Genomic DNA, 17,443 nt, shown 5'->3' on the forward strand with positions numbered 1-17,443 from the left:
GGGCCAGCAGCAGGCCTACGACCCCTCCGCGCAGCAGGCGTACGGCCAGCAGCAGGCGTACTCGTACGGGACGGGGGCCCAGCAGGGCTACGGCCAGCAGTACGGCCAGGGCGCGGCCCAGCAGGGCGGTTACGGGCAGGGCTACGACGCCTCGCAGTACGCACCGCAGGGCTACGACCCGCAGCAGCCGGCCGCGGAGCAGGCCCAGCAGCCGACCACCGGGGAGCAGGCCGCGCAGGAGGCCATCCAGTACGGCTGGTACCAGGGCTCCGGCTCCGGGGAGAACGCGGGCACCGACGCCTCCGGGCAGGGCGGCGCCCCCTACGGCGGCCAGTACGACCCGAACGCGGGCTACGGTACGGACCAGCACAACCAGGACGGTTCCGGCGGCCAGCAGGGCTGGTACGGCGGGGAGGAGCGGCGCTGAAGCGCGTTGCACACCACCGTCCCCCGCCGCTCTCGTGGGCCGCGCGAATTGCGCGGAATTCACAGAACGGACACAGCAGGGCTGCCACCAGCGGTTCCGTGCATGATATTCAGTGGATTGCCACGTGGGGTGCTTGACTCTTAGTGAGGTGCCCTCGTGTAATTCGAGGGTGGGATTCCACCCGGCCCGGGGGACGAAAAGGGCCGGGACATCTATGGGGGGCAACAGGAGGTGCGCATGAGCGAGGTCATCCCGCTGGCGCACGGCTCGGACGAGGAGCTGGGCTGGCAGGAACGCGCCCTGTGTGCGCAGACCGACCCGGAGGCGTTCTTCCCGGAGAAGGGCGGTTCGACCCGGGAGGCGAAGAAGGTCTGCCAGTCGTGTGAGGTGCGCGCGGAGTGCCTGGAGTACGCGCTGGAGCACGACGAGCGCTTCGGCATCTGGGGAGGACTCTCCGAGCGCGAGCGCCGGAGGCTGAAGAAAGCCGCCGGAGGGGATTTCGATTTCCTCTCGGAGGTGCTCTAGAGCGCACGCGTGAGGCGCGCTCGGACCACGGGTCCGGGTGCGCCTTTTCTGTGCTTCGTGTCACCCAGAGGCACGCATCTGAATCATTCCGTATATGAATACTGTCGCGAATAGGGGGATATGAGTGGGTCCACGGATGCCGGCGAATAGCCCCGTAACGGCCCATGGTGGCGTATCGTGATGTCCCGCGCCATGCCCTGAGGCGCGCCGTGGACGCCGGGCGCATCGGCGCCGTCCGCGCCGCGGCCCGGGGCCTGCCCCCGCTCTCCCGGAAGAGAACCCCCACAGCCGTGCTTGCCCAGGAATCCGCCCGACACATCGTCACCGCGGTCATCGTCACCCACGACGGAGCCCGCTGGCTGCCGGAGACGCTGGCGGCCCTCAAAGGCCAGTCACGGCCCGTCCAGAGGGTCGTGGCCGCCGACACCGGCAGCACCGACGAGAGCACCGAACTCCTCGCCGGGTACCTGCCCCCCGACGCCGTCGTCGACCTGCCCGCCGGCACCGGTTACGGCGATGCCGTCCGCGGTGCGTTGGAACTTCGGCGCTCCACCTCGGCAGTCCACGGCTTCGACGACGCCGCCACCGAGTGGATCTGGCTCCTCCACGACGACCTCACCCCGGAGCGCGACACCCTCGAACGCCTCCTGCGGGCCGCCGAGCAGGACCCGCGCACAGCCGTGCTCGGCCCCAAGCTCCGCGACTGGTTCGACCGCCGCCGCCTGATCGAGGTCGGCGTCACCATCGACGGGGCGGGCCGCCGCGAGACCGGGCTCGAACAGCGCGAGTTCGACCACGGGCAGCACGACGGCGACCGCCGGGTGCTCGCCGTGTCCAGCGCGGGCATGCTCGTCCGGCGCGACGTGTGGGATCGGCTCGGCGGGTTCGACCCGGCGCTCCCCCTCTTCCGCGACGACATCGACTTCTGCTGGCGCGTGGGCGGCGCCGGCCTGCACACCCGCGTCGTCACGGACGCGGTGGCCTACCACGCGGAAGCCTCGGCCCGCCGACGGCGCACGATCACCGTCACCCGCAACCACCCGCGCAGGATCGACCGCAGGCACGCCGTGTTCGTCCTCCTGGCCAACCTGCCCACCGGGGGCATGGTGGCGGCCCTGGCGCGCAACTCGGTCGCGTCCCTGCTGCGCGTGGCGGCGTACCTGTTCATGAAGCAGCCCGCGGACGCCCTGGACGAGGCCGCGGCCATCATCCTCGTGTACCTGCGCCCCTTCCGGCTGATCCGCGCGCGGTTCCGGCGCCGCCGCGACCGCAAGCGCACCTACAGCGCGATCCGGCCCTACCTCGCGCGCGGGATCTTCCTCCGCCAGGCCACGGACGCCATCGGCGGCTTCCTGGCCGGGGAACCGGTCATGGACGCCCCCGGGCGCCACCAGGCGGCCTCCGGCACCGACGAGGAGGACGAGGCGCTCACCGACCGGACCGGCCTCGTGCGCCGCACCCTGCGCAGGCCCGGTGTGCTGCTGGTGCTCTCCCTGGCCGCCCTCGCCCTCGTCGCCGAGCGCTCCCTGCTCTTCGGCGACCTCCTCGCGGGCGGGGCCCTGCCGCCCGTCTCGGGCGCGGCGTGGGACCTGTGGGACCTGTACCTGTCGGCGGCCCCGGACAGCGGACTCGGCTCGGACGGGTCCGCACCCCCCTACGTCGGGTTCCTCGCCCTGCTCTCCACCCTCACCCTGGGCCAGCCCTGGATCGCGGTCGGCCTGGTCCTGCTGGGCTGCGTGCCGCTGTCCGGCCTCACCTCCTACCTGCTCGCCTGCCAGGTCCTGGGCTTTCGGCCCGCACGGGTGTGGGTGGCGGCCACCTACGCGCTGCTGCCCGTGGCCACCGGAGCCATCGCCCAGGGCCGGGTGGGCACGGCCCTGGTCCACGTGCTGCTGCCGGTGGCGGCGCTGCTGCTCATGCGCGTGGTGTCCATGCCGCCCCGCCCGGCGCGCCGGGCCGCGTGGGGGCTCGGCCTGGTCCTGACCGCGGCCACCGCGTTCGTCCCGATCGCCTGGCTGCTGGCCCTGGCCGCCGCCGCCCTGGTCGGGGCCGCCTTCGGCTACATGGGGCGCCGCCTGTACACCGACCTCGCCATCGGGCTCGCCGTCCCCCTGGTGCTGCTCCTGCCGTGGACGCTGCGCCTGCTGGCCCACCCCACGCTGTGGCTGCTGGAGGCCGGGCTGCACCGTCCCGGACTCTCCGACCCCGCCGCCACCGCACGGCAGATGGTCCTGTTCTCCCCGGGCGGGCCGGGCAGCCCTCCGTACTGGGTCACGGCCGGGCTCCTCGCCGCCGCACTGTGCGCCCTGCTGCTCCTGCGCAACCGGCTGCTCGTCGCCGCGGGCTGGGCACTGGCCCTGTTCGGCCTGGCCCTGGCCGTCCTCACCAGCCGCCTGGTCGTCGAACCGTACTTCGGCGGGCCCCCGGCGCCCGTCTGGCCCGGGACGGCGCTGTCCTTCGCCGCCTTGATGGTGCTCCTGTGCGCGGCGACCGCGGTGCGCTCGTTCGTGCGCATGGCCGCCGAGGGCTGGCTTCGGCGGATCTGCGCGGTGGCGGTGGCCCTGCTCGCCGTCACCACCCCGCTCTCCGCCGCCGCCCTCTGGGCCTGGGAGGGGGCGGACGGCCCCCTCACCACCCGCGACTCCTCCGTGATCCCCGGCGCCCTGGCCGCCGTCCGCAGCGACGGCACCCGGCCGAGCACCCTCGTCATCACCCCCGGCCCGGACGGCGGTGTCGACTACGTCGTGGCCCGCGGGCGCGAGCCGCGGCTGGGTGAGGAACGCCTCGTCCCGGCCGAGGCGGCGCGGCAGGCCATGGACCGGGTCGTCGCCGAGATGGCGGGCGGCCGCGGCGACGCCAACCCGCAGGTCCTCGCCGACTTCGGCATCCGGTACGTGCTCTACCCCCGCCCGGAGACGGGCGGCCCGCACGACGCCTCCCTGGCCACCACTCTGGACGGCACCCCCGGGCTGATGCGCGAGGCCCTGTCGGACCGCTACGGGCTCTGGCGCGTGGACGGCTCCAGCGGGCGCCTGCGCGTGGTCGACGAGGGGGGCGGGGCCGAGGCACTGGCCCTCTCCGGGGACGGGGAGCTGACCGCCCGGCTGCCCGAGGGCGGCCCCGGCCGCGTGCTCGCCCTCGCCGAGTCGGCCGACGGAGGCTGGCGGGCCGCCCTCGACGGCGCGGAACTGGCTCCGGCCGCCACGGAGCACGGCACCCAGGCCTGGGAGCTGCCCCCCGGCGGCGGCGCGCTGCGAGTGTGGCACACCGACCGCGTCCACACCGGCTGGGCGGTCGCCCAGGGCGTCCTGCTGCTCGTCGTCGCGGTGCTCGCCGCCCCCGCGGTGCGGACCGAGGAGGAGACCCGGCTGATCGAGTCCGCCGAGGCGCCCAGCCCACGTGTGCCGCGGTGGAAGGTCCTCCCGAGCGCACCGGGGCGCCGGGCCAGGCGGGGGCCCCGTAGGCGCGGCCGCCGCAGGGCGGGGCACCCCGCCCCCGGCGAGGGGCCGGCCGAGGAGGGAGAACAGCCGTGAGACTGATCATGGAGAGCCGGCTCGCGCTGCTCGGGGCGGTCTCACTGGCCCTGGCACTGCTGCTGGGCCTGGCGTTCGCGAGCCGCTCGGCGGGTATCGGGATCGGCGTCTCCGAACCCGGGACCTTCCGCCCCGAACGCGCGACCCGGGTGTGCCCCGCCCCGCACGAGACGGCCGGGCACGGAGCCGAGAGCACCGTCGCGGCGTTCGCCCCCAGGGTGGGCCGCGACGACACCGGCCGGTTGTGGGCCGTGCCGGTTCCGGGCGGCGGCGACGCCTCCGCTCTCGGGGAGGAGCGGACCGAACCGGGCGGCGTCTGGCGCGCCGACACCGGGCAGGCCCTCCGGCCCACCGCGCTGCGGGCCGAGGGTGCCCTGGCCGCCGGACTGGACTCCGCGCAGACCACCGTGTCCGACACGGGCGTGACGGAGGTCCGCTGCGAGGAGCCCTCGACCGACCTGTGGTTCGCCCTTCCGGGCGGCACCGACCCCGAGGCCGTGGAGGTCGCGTCCCTGACCGCCCACCTGGCCAACCCCACGGAGACGCGGACCACCGTGAGCGTGGACCTCTACACCCAGAACGGCCCGGCCTACTCCGCCGAGAGCCGCGGGATCCCCCTCCCCGCCGGTGCGTCGACCGAACTGGACCTGACCGGGCTGGCCCAGGAGACGGCCGCCCTCGGGGTGCACGTGCGCACCAGCACCGGCCGGGTGGCCGCGTCCCTGCTCGCAGAGCACTCCTCCGGCGCCACCGGCTGGGTCCCGCCCACCCGGGCGCCCGCGGAGGAGCACGTGATCCCCGGGGTGCCGGGGGGCGACGGCTCGCGCCGCCTGCTCGTGGCCGCGCCCGGGGACGAACCCGTCGAGGCCAGGGTCCGCCTGCTCCCGGAGGGCGCGGACGGCGAGGGCGAACCGCTGGTCGTGCACGTGCCCCCGGCCGCGTCCGCCTGGCTCACCCTGGAATCGGGCCTGCGCGGTCGGACCGGGACGGTCGTGGTGGAGGCCGACGCCCCCGTGGTCGCCGGGGTCCACTCCGAGTACACCGAGTACGCCGAGGACGGGTCCGCGACGGTTCTGGACACCGCCTACGCGGCCGCCGTAGAGCCGCTGAGCGCCCCGCTGGACACCACCGCGGTCATCCCCGACGTCCCCGGCGGTGTGGCGGCAGAGGTGGCCATGGCGGCCCTGGACGGTGAGGCGCACGTGGTGGTGACCCCGATCGGGGCCGACGGGACACAGGGCGACGCGGTGCGCGTGGACCTGGCCCCGGGCACCACGCACGTGTTCGGCAGCGGGGCCGGAGGCTGGACGGCTCCAGCGGCGGCAGGAGGCTACGCGCTGCGGTTGGAGCTCCTGGAGGGCTCCGGTCCGGTGTACGCCGCACGGCGGCTCAGCACGCCGGAGGGCTGGAGCGTGCTGCCGGTCCACCCGGCACCCGTGGAGGTGGAGCTGCCGGTCGTCCGGGACACCATGGTGGGCGTGGTGCCCTGAGGCGGCCTACTCCGGGTCGACGGACTCCGGTTCCACGCCCAGCAGGTTGGCCACTTCCTCCACGACCGCCTCGTGCACCAGGAGCGCCATCTCCTCGGGGTCCTTCGTCCGGATCTCCACCGGACGGCGGTACACCACGATGCGGGGCTTGCCCGCGGGGTCGGTCTCCAGGCGGGAGAAGGGGATCGTCTCGGTCATGGGGACGCCTGCCGGGATCGGGGGGACGTCCTCGACGAGGAAGTCCACGTTCGCCAGCTCGCGCGCCCACAGCCGCTCCAGGCGTTCGACGGCGTCCAGCACAAGGTCGTCGAACGCCTGTGCTCGGCTGCGGAACACCGGCAGGTCGGAGGGCACCAGAGGACCGCGGACACCTCGGCCGCGGCGGTCCCGGCGCCGCACTCGGTCTGGTTGGCCACTGGAAAGGCGCACTCGTCGCACACTTCGAGACTAAGCCATCGGAGGCCTCCGGCGTAGTCCGGATGCGGGGGAAACAGGGGACCGCACGAAACCGGTAGGCCCCGCCTCCTTTCGGGACGAAACCCACCGTTCTCACGGGGCGTGCTGGCGTGTCCCTCCCTGAGGGCATACAGTCGAACGCTGTGAGCCATGTTCGCCGCTGCTCCCGTACCGCGTGCAGGCAGCCCGCCGTCTTCACGCTCACGTACGTGTACGCCGATTCCACCGCCGTCCTGGGGCCTCTCGCCGCCTATGTGGAGCCGCACTGCTACGACCTGTGCGCCGTCCACGCCGACCGCCTGACCGCTCCCCGGGGCTGGGAGGTCGTACGGCTGCCCGTGGAGACCGCCGGGGGCGGTCCCGGCAGCGACGACCTGGAGGCCCTGGCCGACGCCGTGCGCGAGGCGGCCCGCCCGCCCTCGGGCGCCCGTCCCTCCGGCGCCGTCGGCGAGGGCACCGAGACTCTGCGCCGCGGCCACCTGCGTGTGGTCCGCTCCGACCCCGGCACGGGCGACCGGGACCCGCGCCGCCGGAACTGAGCCCGCCGTCCACAGCCGCGGCGGCGCCTCTGGGGCCGTCCGCCGCGCCTTGCTAGTTTTGTACCGCGCGGAAAGCCCCCGCGCCACCGAACCAGGTGCAGGACCCGACGGGCCGGAGAAGACGTGGCTGATCTCGGAAGCATCTTCAAGGCATACGATGTACGCGGTGTGATACCGGACACCCTCAACGCGGACGTCGCCCGCGCGATCGGGGCGGCCTTCGCCCGGGTGGTCGGCGGAGCGGCCGTCGTGGTCGCACACGACATGCGCCCCTCCTCACCGGAACTCACCGCGGCCTTCGCCGAGGGGGTCACCTCCCAGGGGGTCGACGTCGTGCACGCGGGTCTGGGCTCCACCGACCTGCTGTACTACGGTTCGGGCCACCTGGACCTGCCCGGTGCCATGTTCACCGCCAGCCACAACCCGGCCCAGTACAACGGCATCAAGATGTGCCGGTCCGGCGCCGCGCCCATCAGCGGCGAGACCGGGCTGGACGAGATCCGCCGCCTGGCCGAGGAGGGCGTCCCCGCCTTCGACGGGCCCGCGGGCACCGTCACCGAGCGCGACCTGCTGCCGGGCTACGCCGAGCACCTGCGCGGCCTCGTCGACCTGTCGGGCATCCGCCCCCTGAAGGTCGCCGTGGACGCGGGCAACGGCATGGGCGGCCACACCGTCCCCGCCGTCCTGGGCCAGGGGCTGCCGCTGGACATCGTCCCCCTCTACTTCGAACTGGACGGGACCTTCCCCAACCACCCCGCCAACCCGCTCGACCCGGCCAACCTGGTCGACCTCCAGGCGAAGGTGCGCGAGTCCGGAGCCGACCTCGGCCTGGCCTTCGACGGCGACGCCGACCGCTGCTTCGTCGTCGACGAGCGCGGCGAGGCCGTCCCCCCGTCGGCCGTCACCGCGCTGGTCGCCGCCCAGGAGCTGGAGCGCGAGCCCGGGGCCACGGTCATCCACAACCTCATCACCTCCGCGGCCGTCCCCGAGATCGTGCGCGAGAGGGGCGGGGTCCCCGTGCGCACCCGGGTCGGCCACTCCTTCATCAAGGCCACCATGGCCGAGACCGGAGCGATCTTCGGCGGCGAGCACTCCGCCCACTACTACTTCCGCGACTTCTGGCGGGCCGACACCGGCATGCTCGCGGCCATGCACGTCCTGCGCGTCCTGGGCGCCCAGGAGCGGCCCCTCTCGGAGATCACCGCGGAGTACTCGCGCTACGCGGCCTCGGGCGAGATCAACTCCACCGTCACCGACGCCGGAGCGCGGATGGCACAGGTGCGCGAGGCCTTCGCCGGCGGGGACGGCGTCACCGTCGACGAACTCGACGGGCTGAGCGTCACCCTGCCCGACGGGTCCTGGTTCAACCTGCGCGCCTCCAACACCGAGCCGCTGCTGCGGCTCAACGTGGAGGCGCCCGACGACGTCACCGTCGCCAAACTGCGCGACGAGGTCCTCGGCATCGTCCGCGCCTGACCCGTGGTCCGGGCCCGGGGCGTGTGCTCCGGGCCCCGCACCTCCGGTAGCTTCGACAGCACCACCGGCCGCGGAACGGTCCACAGCATCGGCGACACCCGCGTCCGCCCCGGAGCGGACGGCCGCGGCCACACCACACAGAAGGAGGAGGGCGTGCCCTCCCGGCCCCGAAGGGCCGGGCCCGCGCGCCCGGAACACCGATGAGCACGACGATCGACGGATGGCTGCTGGACATCCTGGTCTGCCCGCAGAGCCAGGCCCCGCTGCGCCACGACCCCGAGACCGACGAACTGGTCTGCGACGAGAGCGGTCTGGCCTACCCCATCAGAGACGGCATCCCGGTGCTGCTCGTCGATGAGGCCCGCAGGATCGACTGAGGCCGGAAGGGAACGCTTCGGCCGCCGCGACGGTCAAAACGGTGACGGCACACCGGACCCGGTGCCGCCGGGTGTGTGCGGCCATGATCACGTGTGCCCGGTAACCCGTAACCTGTTGCTGCGCGCCCCGCTCATCACCAATGCCCTGGAGGACACCGATGCCCGGTCCTGAACCGCTGCAGGCGAGCGACCCCGCGGAGTTCGGCGAGTACCGAGTGACCGGACGCCTGGGCAAGGGAGGCCAGGGCATCGTCTACCTCGCCGAGGACACCGACGGCGACCAGGTGGCCGTCAAGGTCCTCAACGACCAGTGGTCCGCCGACAGCGACCTGCGCAAGCGTTTCGCCAAGGAGGTCCGCGCCGCTCAGAAGGTCGCCTCGTTCTGTACGGCGGCGATCCTCGACGCCCAGCTCGACGACGACCCGCCCTACGTGGTCAGCGAGTTCGTGCCCGGCAAGGACCTCCAGGACACGGTGGCCAAGGGCGCGCCGCTCAAGGGGTCCAAACTCCAGCGGCTGGCGGTGTCCACGGCCACCGCCCTGGTGGCCATCCACAAGGCGGGGATCGTCCACCGCGACTTCAAGCCCGGCAACGTCCTGCTCGGCCCGGACGGACCGCGGGTCATCGACTTCGGTATCGCCCGCATGGACGACGGCACCGCCACCATGACCAACTCGATCGTCGGAACGCCCTCGTACATGGCGCCCGAACAGATCGAGGGCCGCGGGATAACCGACAAGTGCGACATCTTCGCCTGGGGCTGCGTCATCGCCTTCGCCGCCACCGGCAACGCCCCGTTCGGCTCCGACACCGTGCCCGCGGTGGTGCACCGCGTGGTCAGCGCTCCGCCCGCCCTGGACGGTATGGACGAGACCCTGCGCCCCGTCGTCGAGGCCTGCCTGGACAAGAACCCCGACCGCCGCCCCAACGCGCAGAGCCTGCTCATGCGCCTGCTCGGCCACGAGAGCGCCGAGGACGCGGCCGCCTCCACCGACGAGGCCTTCCGTCAGGGCGAGCAGATCGCCCAGACGGGCATCCTGCCCACCGGCGCGCAGGTTCCGCCCGCGGTGCAGCAGCCGCCGCGCACCGGCCCCCAACAGGGTTTCGGAGGCTACCCGCCGCACGTGTCCGACCCCGGGCGCGGCCCCACCACATCCGAGCCGCGGCCGGGCACCGTGGGCCATCCCGTGAACTCCAACCCGCGTCCCGGGTTCGGCGGCCACCCCGGCACCTCCAACCCCCGGCCCGGGATGCCGGGGATGTACCCGAACCCCGGGCCGCCCCACCCCCAGCAGCGGCCCGTGCCGCCCGGCATGCCGATGGCAGGAGGTGCCAACCCCAACCAGACCTATGCGCGCCCCGGCCCGATGCCGCGCCCGGCGCAGCCGCCCTCGCCGCTCCAGCAGAGCTGGGTGATCCCGGCCGTCCTGATCACCATCGTCATCCTGGTTCTGCTGCTGGTGCTGATCGCGGTCAGCCAGTAGCCCGCGACGGCAGCCCTCCTGTCCGTCACCCTCCACCGCCCTCAAACGACGGCCCCGACCGTATCGCCCGATCGTGCGCCGGGAACCGGTCATCACACCCGGGTCAGGGCGTTCATGGAGCGGGAGACCGCCTCGTCCACGAGGTCGCGGATCTCCGGCCAGCGCTCGTCGACGGAGTCGGTGGGGATCACCGTCACGCTGTCGGCCCGGGACATGTCCAGGGTGTCCCTGACGCCCTCGGGCGTGGTGAGCCTGCCGTCGGCGGTGACCGCCAGCACCCCGGTCTCGGGGCGTCCGACCTCCTGGACCACCACGAACAGGGTCAGCGAGGCGTCGCCCACCACCAGCTCCAGCGAGGTCCACCAGTGCGCGGCGCCCGGGGTGAGGACCGTGCGCGAGGCGGGCGCGCTGCCCGGGTCCTGCTTCGGGGCGTCGCCGGAGCCCCCCGAACGCACCGTCGTGCCCGCCTGCGGGTCCATGGCCCGCAGCATGAGGTCCAGTGCCTCCCCCCGCAAGCGGACGTAGGCCTCGATCCGTCGACACGTCACCGAGGCCAGCGGCGGTCGGCTCCCGCGGGGTTCGGGTACCCCCGCGGGCACCCAGCAGAGCTCGTCGCGCAGCGTACCGGTGGCCAGGCGGGCGACGTGGTGGACCAGCCCGGCGAGCCGTTCGCCGGGATCCCGGACGGTGACCGGGGGCCGCAGGGCCAGCGGGTCGGGCAGGAGCGGCGGGTAGCAGGCGCGTTGGAGCACAGCCGAGGCGAGCATCCAGGGCAGCACCCACGGAAGGTCGTCGTCGGGGTCCGTGCCCGTGGCGCCGAGGAGGTCGGCGCACTCGGCGAGGACGTGGGCGGCGCGCACCACGGGGTGGGCGGGCAGCTCCGCGGCCTCCGCCAGGCGCCGCGACTCGTTCCAGTCCAGTCGGCGCTCCGGAACCCGGCAGGCCCGGTCGGCGGGCAAGGCGGTGGCGCGGGCCGACAGCTCCATGACGTAGTCCGCGCAGACCGGCTGTCCCGCCATCCCCTCTCTGGAGACGGAGAGCACCGCGTCCACCAGGTCGGGTCCGCCGCCCAGCTCGCGGACGCGCCGGTGCACCAGCTCCTGCCGCGCGGCCGCGCGGGCGTCCCGGGGTCGCCCGTCGCGCTGGCCCGCCCAGATGGTCCGGAGCCGGTCGACGTCCGTGAGTTCGTCACGGACACGGGCGGGAAGAGGATGTGAGGCAGCGTCGCTGCGCAGGGTGTCCACGTTGTGATGCGTAGCCGGTGGACCGAGCGGTGAAACCTCTCGGGATGGCCGTTACCGGACGCGTGCGCGGGACAACCTCCGGTGGACGTGCGCGTCGCTCACGGGCCGTTCCGGCGGAGCAGACGCATCGCCTTCTGCTTGTCGAAGTCCATCGCGCGGGCCGGAGCCGGGGCGAGGCGGCCGAGCCGTTCCCCGTGTGCGCGCACCCGCGCCAGGACCTCGGGTTCGGCCAGGACGCGCAGCGCGAACGCCAAAGCGGCGGGAGGGATGTCGAACTCGCGCTCCATCCGCAGCCCCACCGCTATGGTGTGCAGGTCCTCCTCGGTGAAGCGCCGGTGCCGGTGGCCGCGTCCCGTGGGCTGTTCCTGGGTGCGGGGCAGCAGGCCCAGCGCCTCCCGGTAGCGGAGCATGCGCGCCGTGGTGCCGACCCGCTCGGCCGCCGCGGAGATCGGGACGGCGCCGGTCGTCCGGGCGGGTGCGGGCGGGGTGTCGTCGAGGGCGGCCATGGGTCGAGCCTAACGAACTTCTCCGGGGGCCAGGGAAAATCTGCCGATACAATGTCAATTTTTCCTCTCCGCTGGTGGAACAGCCCTACAATCAGGGGCGCCACCACGATCAGAGTTGAGGAATCCATGGCTTTCGACTTCAAGGTCGCCGATCTTTCTTCGGCCGCGTTCGGCCGCGATGAGATCCGGCTCGCCGAGCACGAGATGCCCGGCCTCATGGCCACGCGGGCCGAGTACGGCGACAGCAAGCCCCTGCGCGGCGCCCGCATCATGGGCTCCCTGCACATGACCGTGCAGACCGCCGTGCTCATCGAGACCCTGGTCGCCCTGGGCGCCGAGGTGCGCTGGGTGAGCTGCAACATCTTCTCCACCCAGGACCACGCCGCGGCGGCCGTCGTGGTGGGCCCCGACGGCACCCCCGAGGACCCCCGGGGCGTCCCGGTGTTCGCCTGGAAGGGCGAGACGCTGGAGGAGTACTGGTGGTGCACCGAGCAGGCGCTCACCTGGCCGGGAGCCGAGGGTCCCAACATGATCCTCGACGACGGCGGCGACGCCACCATGCTCGTCCACAAGGGCGCCGAGTACGAGAAGGCCGGTGCGGTCCCCGACCCCTCCACCGCCGACAGCGAGGAGTTCGCGGTCGTCCTCACCCTGCTCCAGCGGAGCCTGTCTGAGGACCCGCGGAAGTGGACGCGGATCGCCGAGGGCATCCAGGGCGTCACCGAGGAGACCACCACCGGCGTGCTCCGCCTGTACGAGATGCAGCGCGAGGGCGTCCTCGCCTTCCCGGCGATCAACGTCAACGACTCCGTCACCAAGAGCAAGTTCGACAACAAGTACGGCATCCGCCACTCGCTGCCCGACGGCATCATGCGCGCCACCGACGTCCTCATCGGCGGCAAGGTCGCCGTGGTGTGCGGCTACGGCGACGTCGGCAAGGGCTCCGCCGAGGCGCTGCGCGGCCAGGGAGCCCGCGTCGTCGTCACCGAGATCGACCCGATCAACGCCCTCCAGGCGGCGATGGACGGCTTCCAGGTCACCACCCTGGAGGACGTCCTGGAGACCGGCGACATCTTCATCACCACCACCGGCAACTTCAACGTGATCATGGCCGACCAGATCATGCGGATGAAGCACCAGGCGATCGTCGGCAACGTCGGCCACTTCGACAACGAGATCGACATGGCCGGGCTCGCGAAGGTCCCCGGCATCGCCAAGAAGGAGATCAAGCCGCAGGTCCACGAGTGGACCCGCCCCGACGGCCGGTCCGTCCTCGTGCTCTCCGAGGGCCGCCTGCTCAACCTGGGCAACGCCACCGGCCACCCCAGCTTCGTGATGTCCAACAGCTTCACCAACCAGGTCATCGCGCAGATCGAGCTGTTCACCAAGCCCGACGAGTACCCGACGGACGTGTACACGCTGCCGAAGATCCTCGACGAGAAGGTGGCCCGCCTGCACCTGGACGCGCTCGGTGTCAAGCTGACCCGGCTCACCAAGGAGCAGGCCGCCTACATCGGCGTGGACGTCGAGGGCCCCTACAAGTCCGGCCACTACCGGTACTAGGCCATGTCCGAACCCTCACACGAGGTCGCGGACCTCGGCCTCGCCGGGGCCGGGGTCCGCCGGATCGCCTGGGCCGAGCGGTCGATGCCCGTGCTGGGCAAGGTGCGCGAGCGCTTCGAGCGCGAGCGGCCCTTGGAAGGCCTGCGGGTCGCCGCGTGCCTGCACGTGACCGCGGAGACCGCCAACCTGCTGCGGGCCCTCAGGGCGGGCGGCGCCGACGTCTGGCTGGCCGCCTCCAACCCGGTCTCCACCCAGGACGACACGGCCGCCGCGCTGGTGGGCGAGTACGGCGTGGCGGTGCACGCCTGGGCGGGCATGGACCCGGCCGCCTACGACCGCAACCTCGTCGCCGTCCTGGAGTCCCAGCCGCACCTGCTGCTCGACGACGGCTGCGACCTGGTCAACACGGTGCACACCGACCGGCCCGACCTCATGGAGGGCGTGCTGGGCGGTTGCGAGCAGACCACCACCGGGGTGATCCGGCTCCGCCGGATGAGCGCCGAGGGGCAGTTGCGGCTGCCGATGGTGGCGGTCAACGACACCGCCACCAAGCGCATGTTCGACAACCGCTACGGCACCGGGCAGTCCACGATCGACGGGATCTTGCGGGCCACCAACGCGATGCTGGCGGGGCGGACCGTGGTCGTGGCCGGGTTCGGCTACTGCGGCCGCGGCCTGGCCGAGCGGGCGCGCGGCATGGGCGCCCGGGTCGTGGTCACCGAGGTCGACCCGGTCAAGGCGCTGGACGCGGTCATGCAGGGGTACACGGTCACCACCATGGCCGAGGCGGCCCGGCTCGGCGACGTGTTCGTGACGGTGACCGGCAACCGGGACGTGGTCCGGGGCGAGCACCTGGACCGGATGCGCGACGGCGCGATCCTCGCCAACTCGGGCCACTTCGACCTGGAGATCGACCTGGTGGCGCTGGAGAGCAGGGCGGTCGAGGTCAACCGGGGCGTGCGGGAGCAGGCCGACGAGTACGTGTTCGCCGACGGTCGGCGCGTGCTGCTGCTCTCGGAGGGGCGTCTGGTGAACCTGGGGGCCGCGGAGGGCCACCCGGCGGCGGTGATGGACATGTCGTTCTCGGTGCAGGCGCTGACCACCGCCTGGCTCGCCCGCCACCACGCCGAACTGGAGCCCGGGGTGGTGGAGGTGCCGGAGGAGACCGACACCGAGGTGGCCCGGCTCGAACTCGCGGAGCTCGGTGTGGCCATCGACGCGCTCACCGGGGAGCAGGAGGGCTACCTGAGCTCCTGGCGCCCCTGAGGCCCAACGGTCAGGCCGCGTACCCGCGGTCCTCGGCCCGCTCGATGATGACCGCGAAGGTGCTCATGTCCGCCTCCATGTGCTGCACGCCTGTTTCAGCCGGGGAAGGGGCCGCCGGGGCGCATCTGTGCCTCGTGTCGGCGGCGGCGCTCGGCCAGCACGGCGGCCAGGTACTCCGGCGGGGCCGTGCCGGGCGGCGGGGGCGGGCTGATCTGCGCGGCCATCTCGGAGGCGAGCCGGGCGCCCATCTCGTGCCGTGCCCGGTCGGTCAGCTCCCAGAACCGCAGGACGTACTGGCGCGCGGCCGCGGCGGTCTCGGGGGAGAGCCTGGACAGCTCGGTGGCGGCGGCCCAGTCGGCGAGGTGGCGCGGCATCGGTACGAACTCGTCCCGGCGGCCCCCCGCGCGCTCGGAGACGACCAGGGTCCCGCCCACGAAGTCGCCCACGCGGCGGCCGTCGCGGTTGATCATCGAGGTGAACAGCGCGATCACACCGCCGGTCACCCAGATCTCCAGGAAGGCGGCGAGCGCACGGGCCAGGGCCTGGCGGAAGCGGACCGGTGACCCGTCCGTGCCCACCACGCGCAGCCCCAGGGCCATCTTGCCCAGCGACCGTCCGCGCGAGAGCGCCTCGAAGGCGGCCGGGTACCCGACGATGATGAGGACCGTCCCCGTGATGGCGATCGCGGCGGTGGCGGCCGGGTCCACACCGTCGGCGATCCGTATCGTGAGCGTGTTGAACAGGACCAGCGCGACGAACTGGAGCGGGACGTCGATGAGGGCGGCCGCCGCCCGGGAGGCGAAACCGGCCGGACGCAGGTCGAGGACCACCGCGTCACCCGTCACCAGGGGCGACGCCGCGTAGACGTCCCCATGGGCCTGTGTACCGGGATGGGACACCTGCACACGCTCCCTCGTGGAAGGTACGAACCGTACGTGTTGCACACTACCGCCGACCGGCGGGAACGCTCCCGGCGGCCGTGGCGCCGACGACCGGACCCAGTAGGGTCTCATGCGTGGATATCGACGTGTTCGCACAGGCACACGCCCAGGAGTGGGACCGGCTGGACCGTCTGGTGCGCGGGCGCCGGCGCCTGGAGGGCGAGGAGATCGATGAACTGGTCGAGCTGTACCAGCGCGTCTCCACCCACCTGTCGGTGGTGCGCTCCTCGGGACAGGATCCCGCCCTGGTGGGGCGCCTGTCGGCGCTGGTGGCGCGTGCGCGGTCGGCCGTGACCGGTGCGCACACCTCGGCCTGGCGGGACGTGGCCGGTTTCTTCACCCGGGTGTTCCCCGCGGTGCTGTACCGGATGCGCTGGTGGTGGATCGGGACAACCGCCGGGATGCTCCTGCTGGCCTCGGCGACGGCGGCGTGGATCGTCGGCGACCCGCAGGTCCTGCACTCGCTGGGCACCCCGGAGTCGATGGCGCAGTACGTCGAGCACGACTTCGGCAACTACTACGTGGAGAACCCGTCCGGGTCGTTCGCCGCCCAGGTGTGGACCAACAACGCGTGGATCGCGGCGCAGGCCATCGTCGGCGGTGCCTTCCTCGGCCTGTACACACTGTGGGTGCTGGCGAGCAACGCGGTCGCGATCGGCCAGGTGGCGGGGCTGATGATCGCGCACGGCCGGGGGCCGGAGTTCTTCGGACTGATCCTGCCGCACGGCCTACTGGAGCTCACGGCGGTGTTCGTGGCCGGCGGCGTGGGGCTCAAGCTCGGGTGGACGATCATCTCCCCTGGGGACCGGACGCGGCTGCGGGCGCTCGGCGAGGAGGGCCGCGCGGCGGTCGCGGTGGTGCTGGGGCTGGTCGTGGTGCTGTTCCTGTCCGGGCTCATCGAGGGGTTCGTGACGGGGTACGTGCACACCACGTGGCTGCGCATCGGGATCGGCGCGGTCGCCGAGGCCCTGTTCCTGGCGTATGTGTTCACCCTCGGCCGGAGGGCGCACCGTGAGGGCGAGACGGGCGACCTGAGGGATGCCCCGCAGGCCGTTCCCGTGGCGTAGGGCCGGTGGGGCGCGGTGCCCTCTGTGGCAGCATCGCCCGTATGGACGGGAACGCCCCCCGCTGGTTCAAGAGCTCCTACAGTTCCGCCGAGAGCCATCACTGTGTGGAAGTGGCTTTCGGAGCTTCCGAGGGTGTGGTGTGGATGCGCGATTCCCTCAGTCCCCGGACGGGCCGCCTCCAGGTTGATCCATGTGAGTGGTCCTTCCTGGTCCGGTCGGTGGGCGCATCATCGGGTTGACCGTGTGAGACCGTTGGGCGACCGTCGGTCCTTCACCGGTTCTCGCGCGGCTCCTACACGGTCCGCTCCAGCCATACGCGGGTTCGTTCGGTGTCCGGATGGTCCGCCCCCAGGGCCTTCTCACGTACCTCCAGACAGGACTCGAACCGGCTCCGGGCGGTGGCGAGGTCTCCGCGTTCGAAGGCGGCGCGGCCCAGGCAGTAGTCGGCCTGGGCGGTCAACGGATGCTGTTCGCCCATGGTGCGCGCGGATCAGCCGGATCTCTCGGAACTCGTGTTCGGCGCCGGCCGGGTCGCCCTGGCACATCACC

The 17,443-nt window shown here is 73.0% G+C and carries 16 protein-coding genes and 1 pseudogene; 12 read left to right on the top strand and 5 right to left on the bottom strand.

Translation table 11 applies throughout. The annotated features are described in order from the left end of the window. The 4 genes and pseudogenes from ACFHWE_RS14885 to ACFHWE_RS14900 all read left to right on the top strand — a co-directional run. A pseudogene (locus tag ACFHWE_RS14885) lies at window positions 1–427 on the top strand (hypothetical protein); the annotation flags it as partial. 237 nt (window positions 428–664) lie between these two features. Then, entirely contained in the window at window positions 665–952 is a 288-nt protein-coding gene (locus tag ACFHWE_RS14890) for a WhiB family transcriptional regulator (protein WP_028648425.1), read from the top strand. A gap of 290 nt (window positions 953–1,242) precedes the next feature. Continuing rightward, window positions 1,243–4,485, top strand: a complete 3,243-nt coding sequence (locus tag ACFHWE_RS14895; RefSeq protein ID WP_416602179.1) for a glycosyltransferase — start codon at window positions 1,243–1,245, stop codon at window positions 4,483–4,485. Further along, on the top strand, window positions 4,482–5,975 hold the full coding sequence (locus ACFHWE_RS14900; protein ID WP_416602181.1) for a DUF5719 family protein: 1,494 nt from the start codon (window positions 4,482–4,484) through the stop codon (window positions 5,973–5,975). The genes ACFHWE_RS14895 and ACFHWE_RS14900 overlap by 4 nt, the downstream gene beginning before the upstream one ends. A 6-nt stretch (window positions 5,976–5,981) precedes the next feature. Here ACFHWE_RS14900 and ACFHWE_RS14905 read toward each other — a convergent pair whose 3' ends face one another. Continuing rightward, window positions 5,982–6,374, bottom strand: a complete 393-nt coding sequence (locus tag ACFHWE_RS14905) for a metallopeptidase family protein (RefSeq protein ID WP_028648427.1) — start codon at window positions 6,372–6,374, stop codon at window positions 5,982–5,984. A 200-nt stretch (window positions 6,375–6,574) separates the two neighbouring features. On the opposite strand from ACFHWE_RS14905, the gene ACFHWE_RS14910 reads away from it, so the two are divergent. The 4 genes from ACFHWE_RS14910 to ACFHWE_RS14925 all read left to right on the top strand — a co-directional run bounded on the left by ACFHWE_RS14910 (window position 6,575) and on the right by ACFHWE_RS14925 (window position 10,307). Beyond that, window positions 6,575–6,970 carry a DUF3499 domain-containing protein gene (locus ACFHWE_RS14910; RefSeq protein WP_416602183.1) on the top strand — a complete coding sequence of 132 codons (396 nt, stop codon included), beginning with the start codon at window positions 6,575–6,577 and terminating at the stop codon, window positions 6,968–6,970. A gap of 123 nt (window positions 6,971–7,093) precedes the next feature. Beyond that, window positions 7,094–8,446 carry a phosphomannomutase/phosphoglucomutase gene (locus tag ACFHWE_RS14915; protein WP_416602185.1) on the top strand — a complete coding sequence of 451 codons (1,353 nt, stop codon included), beginning with the start codon at window positions 7,094–7,096 and terminating at the stop codon, window positions 8,444–8,446. 200 nt (window positions 8,447–8,646) lie between these two features. Next, entirely contained in the window at window positions 8,647–8,823 is a 177-nt protein-coding gene (locus ACFHWE_RS14920; RefSeq protein WP_081748742.1) for a Trm112 family protein, read from the top strand. Between the two features lie 158 nt (window positions 8,824–8,981). Next, the gene (locus ACFHWE_RS14925) at window positions 8,982–10,307 is read left to right on the top strand and encodes a protein kinase domain-containing protein (protein ID WP_416602188.1); all 1,326 of its coding nucleotides are present in this window, start codon (window positions 8,982–8,984) and stop codon (window positions 10,305–10,307) included. 92 nt (window positions 10,308–10,399) lie between these two features. Here the strand turns inward: ACFHWE_RS14925 and ACFHWE_RS14930 are convergent, their stop codons facing one another. Beyond that, window positions 10,400–11,551, bottom strand: coding sequence for a hypothetical protein (locus ACFHWE_RS14930; RefSeq protein ID WP_416602189.1), 1,152 nt, complete (start codon window positions 11,549–11,551; stop codon window positions 10,400–10,402). 98 nt (window positions 11,552–11,649) lie between these two features. Beyond that, window positions 11,650–12,057 carry a MerR family transcriptional regulator gene (locus tag ACFHWE_RS14935; protein WP_416602191.1) on the bottom strand — a complete coding sequence of 136 codons (408 nt, stop codon included), beginning with the start codon at window positions 12,055–12,057 and terminating at the stop codon, window positions 11,650–11,652. Between the two features lie 126 nt (window positions 12,058–12,183). Here ACFHWE_RS14935 and ahcY (ACFHWE_RS14940) point away from each other — a divergent pair, with 126 nt between their 5' ends. Together ahcY (ACFHWE_RS14940) and ahcY (ACFHWE_RS14945) are read left to right on the top strand one after the other, a co-directional pair. Beyond that, entirely contained in the window at window positions 12,184–13,620 is a 1,437-nt protein-coding gene (ahcY, locus tag ACFHWE_RS14940; protein WP_416602193.1) for an adenosylhomocysteinase, read from the top strand. A gap of 3 nt (window positions 13,621–13,623) precedes the next feature. Next, on the top strand, window positions 13,624–14,886 hold the full coding sequence (gene ahcY, locus ACFHWE_RS14945; protein ID WP_416602194.1) for an adenosylhomocysteinase: 1,263 nt from the start codon (window positions 13,624–13,626) through the stop codon (window positions 14,884–14,886). 95 nt (window positions 14,887–14,981) lie between these two features. Here the strand turns inward: ahcY (ACFHWE_RS14945) and ACFHWE_RS14950 are convergent, their stop codons facing one another. Continuing rightward, the gene (locus ACFHWE_RS14950) at window positions 14,982–15,785 is read right to left on the bottom strand and encodes an RDD family protein (RefSeq protein ID WP_416602195.1); all 804 of its coding nucleotides are present in this window, start codon (window positions 15,783–15,785) and stop codon (window positions 14,982–14,984) included. Window positions 15,786–15,901: 116 nt separating this feature from the next. On the opposite strand from ACFHWE_RS14950, the gene ACFHWE_RS14955 reads away from it, so the two are divergent. Both ACFHWE_RS14955 and ACFHWE_RS14960 read left to right on the top strand, forming a co-directional pair. After that, window positions 15,902–16,894, top strand: coding sequence for a stage II sporulation protein M (locus ACFHWE_RS14955; RefSeq protein WP_416602197.1), 993 nt, complete (start codon window positions 15,902–15,904; stop codon window positions 16,892–16,894). Window positions 16,895–16,935: 41 nt separating this feature from the next. Beyond that, window positions 16,936–17,133 (top strand): DUF397 domain-containing protein, encoded by a 198-nt coding sequence (locus ACFHWE_RS14960; RefSeq protein WP_416602199.1) that lies wholly within the window; start codon window positions 16,936–16,938, stop codon window positions 17,131–17,133. Between the two features lie 53 nt (window positions 17,134–17,186). Here the strand turns inward: ACFHWE_RS14960 and ACFHWE_RS14965 are convergent, their stop codons facing one another. Next, window positions 17,187–17,372 carry a tetratricopeptide repeat protein gene (locus ACFHWE_RS14965; RefSeq protein WP_416602201.1) on the bottom strand — a complete coding sequence of 62 codons (186 nt, stop codon included), beginning with the start codon at window positions 17,370–17,372 and terminating at the stop codon, window positions 17,187–17,189. Window positions 17,373–17,443: the final 71 nt, after the last annotated feature.

The sequence above is a fragment of the Nocardiopsis sp. LOL_012 genome (assembly GCF_048060475.1).
Lineage (GTDB): Bacteria > Actinomycetota > Actinomycetes > Streptosporangiales > Streptosporangiaceae > Nocardiopsis.

Coding starts and splice junctions, on each gene's coding strand:
- ACFHWE_RS14965 (WP_416602201.1), bottom strand. CDS start 17,372: ATGGGCGAACAGCATCCGTTGACCGCCCAGGCCGACTACTGCCTGGGC.
- ACFHWE_RS14960 (WP_416602199.1), top strand. CDS start 16,936: ATGGACGGGAACGCCCCCCGCTGGTTCAAGAGCTCCTACAGTTCCGCC.
- ACFHWE_RS14935 (WP_416602191.1), bottom strand. CDS start 12,057: ATGGCCGCCCTCGACGACACCCCGCCCGCACCCGCCCGGACGACCGGC.
- ACFHWE_RS14925 (WP_416602188.1), top strand. CDS start 8,982: ATGCCCGGTCCTGAACCGCTGCAGGCGAGCGACCCCGCGGAGTTCGGC.
- ACFHWE_RS14920 (WP_081748742.1), top strand. CDS start 8,647: ATGAGCACGACGATCGACGGATGGCTGCTGGACATCCTGGTCTGCCCG.
- ACFHWE_RS14890 (WP_028648425.1), top strand. CDS start 665: ATGAGCGAGGTCATCCCGCTGGCGCACGGCTCGGACGAGGAGCTGGGC.
- ahcY (WP_416602193.1), top strand. CDS start 12,184: ATGGCTTTCGACTTCAAGGTCGCCGATCTTTCTTCGGCCGCGTTCGGC.
- ahcY (WP_416602194.1), top strand. CDS start 13,624: ATGTCCGAACCCTCACACGAGGTCGCGGACCTCGGCCTCGCCGGGGCC.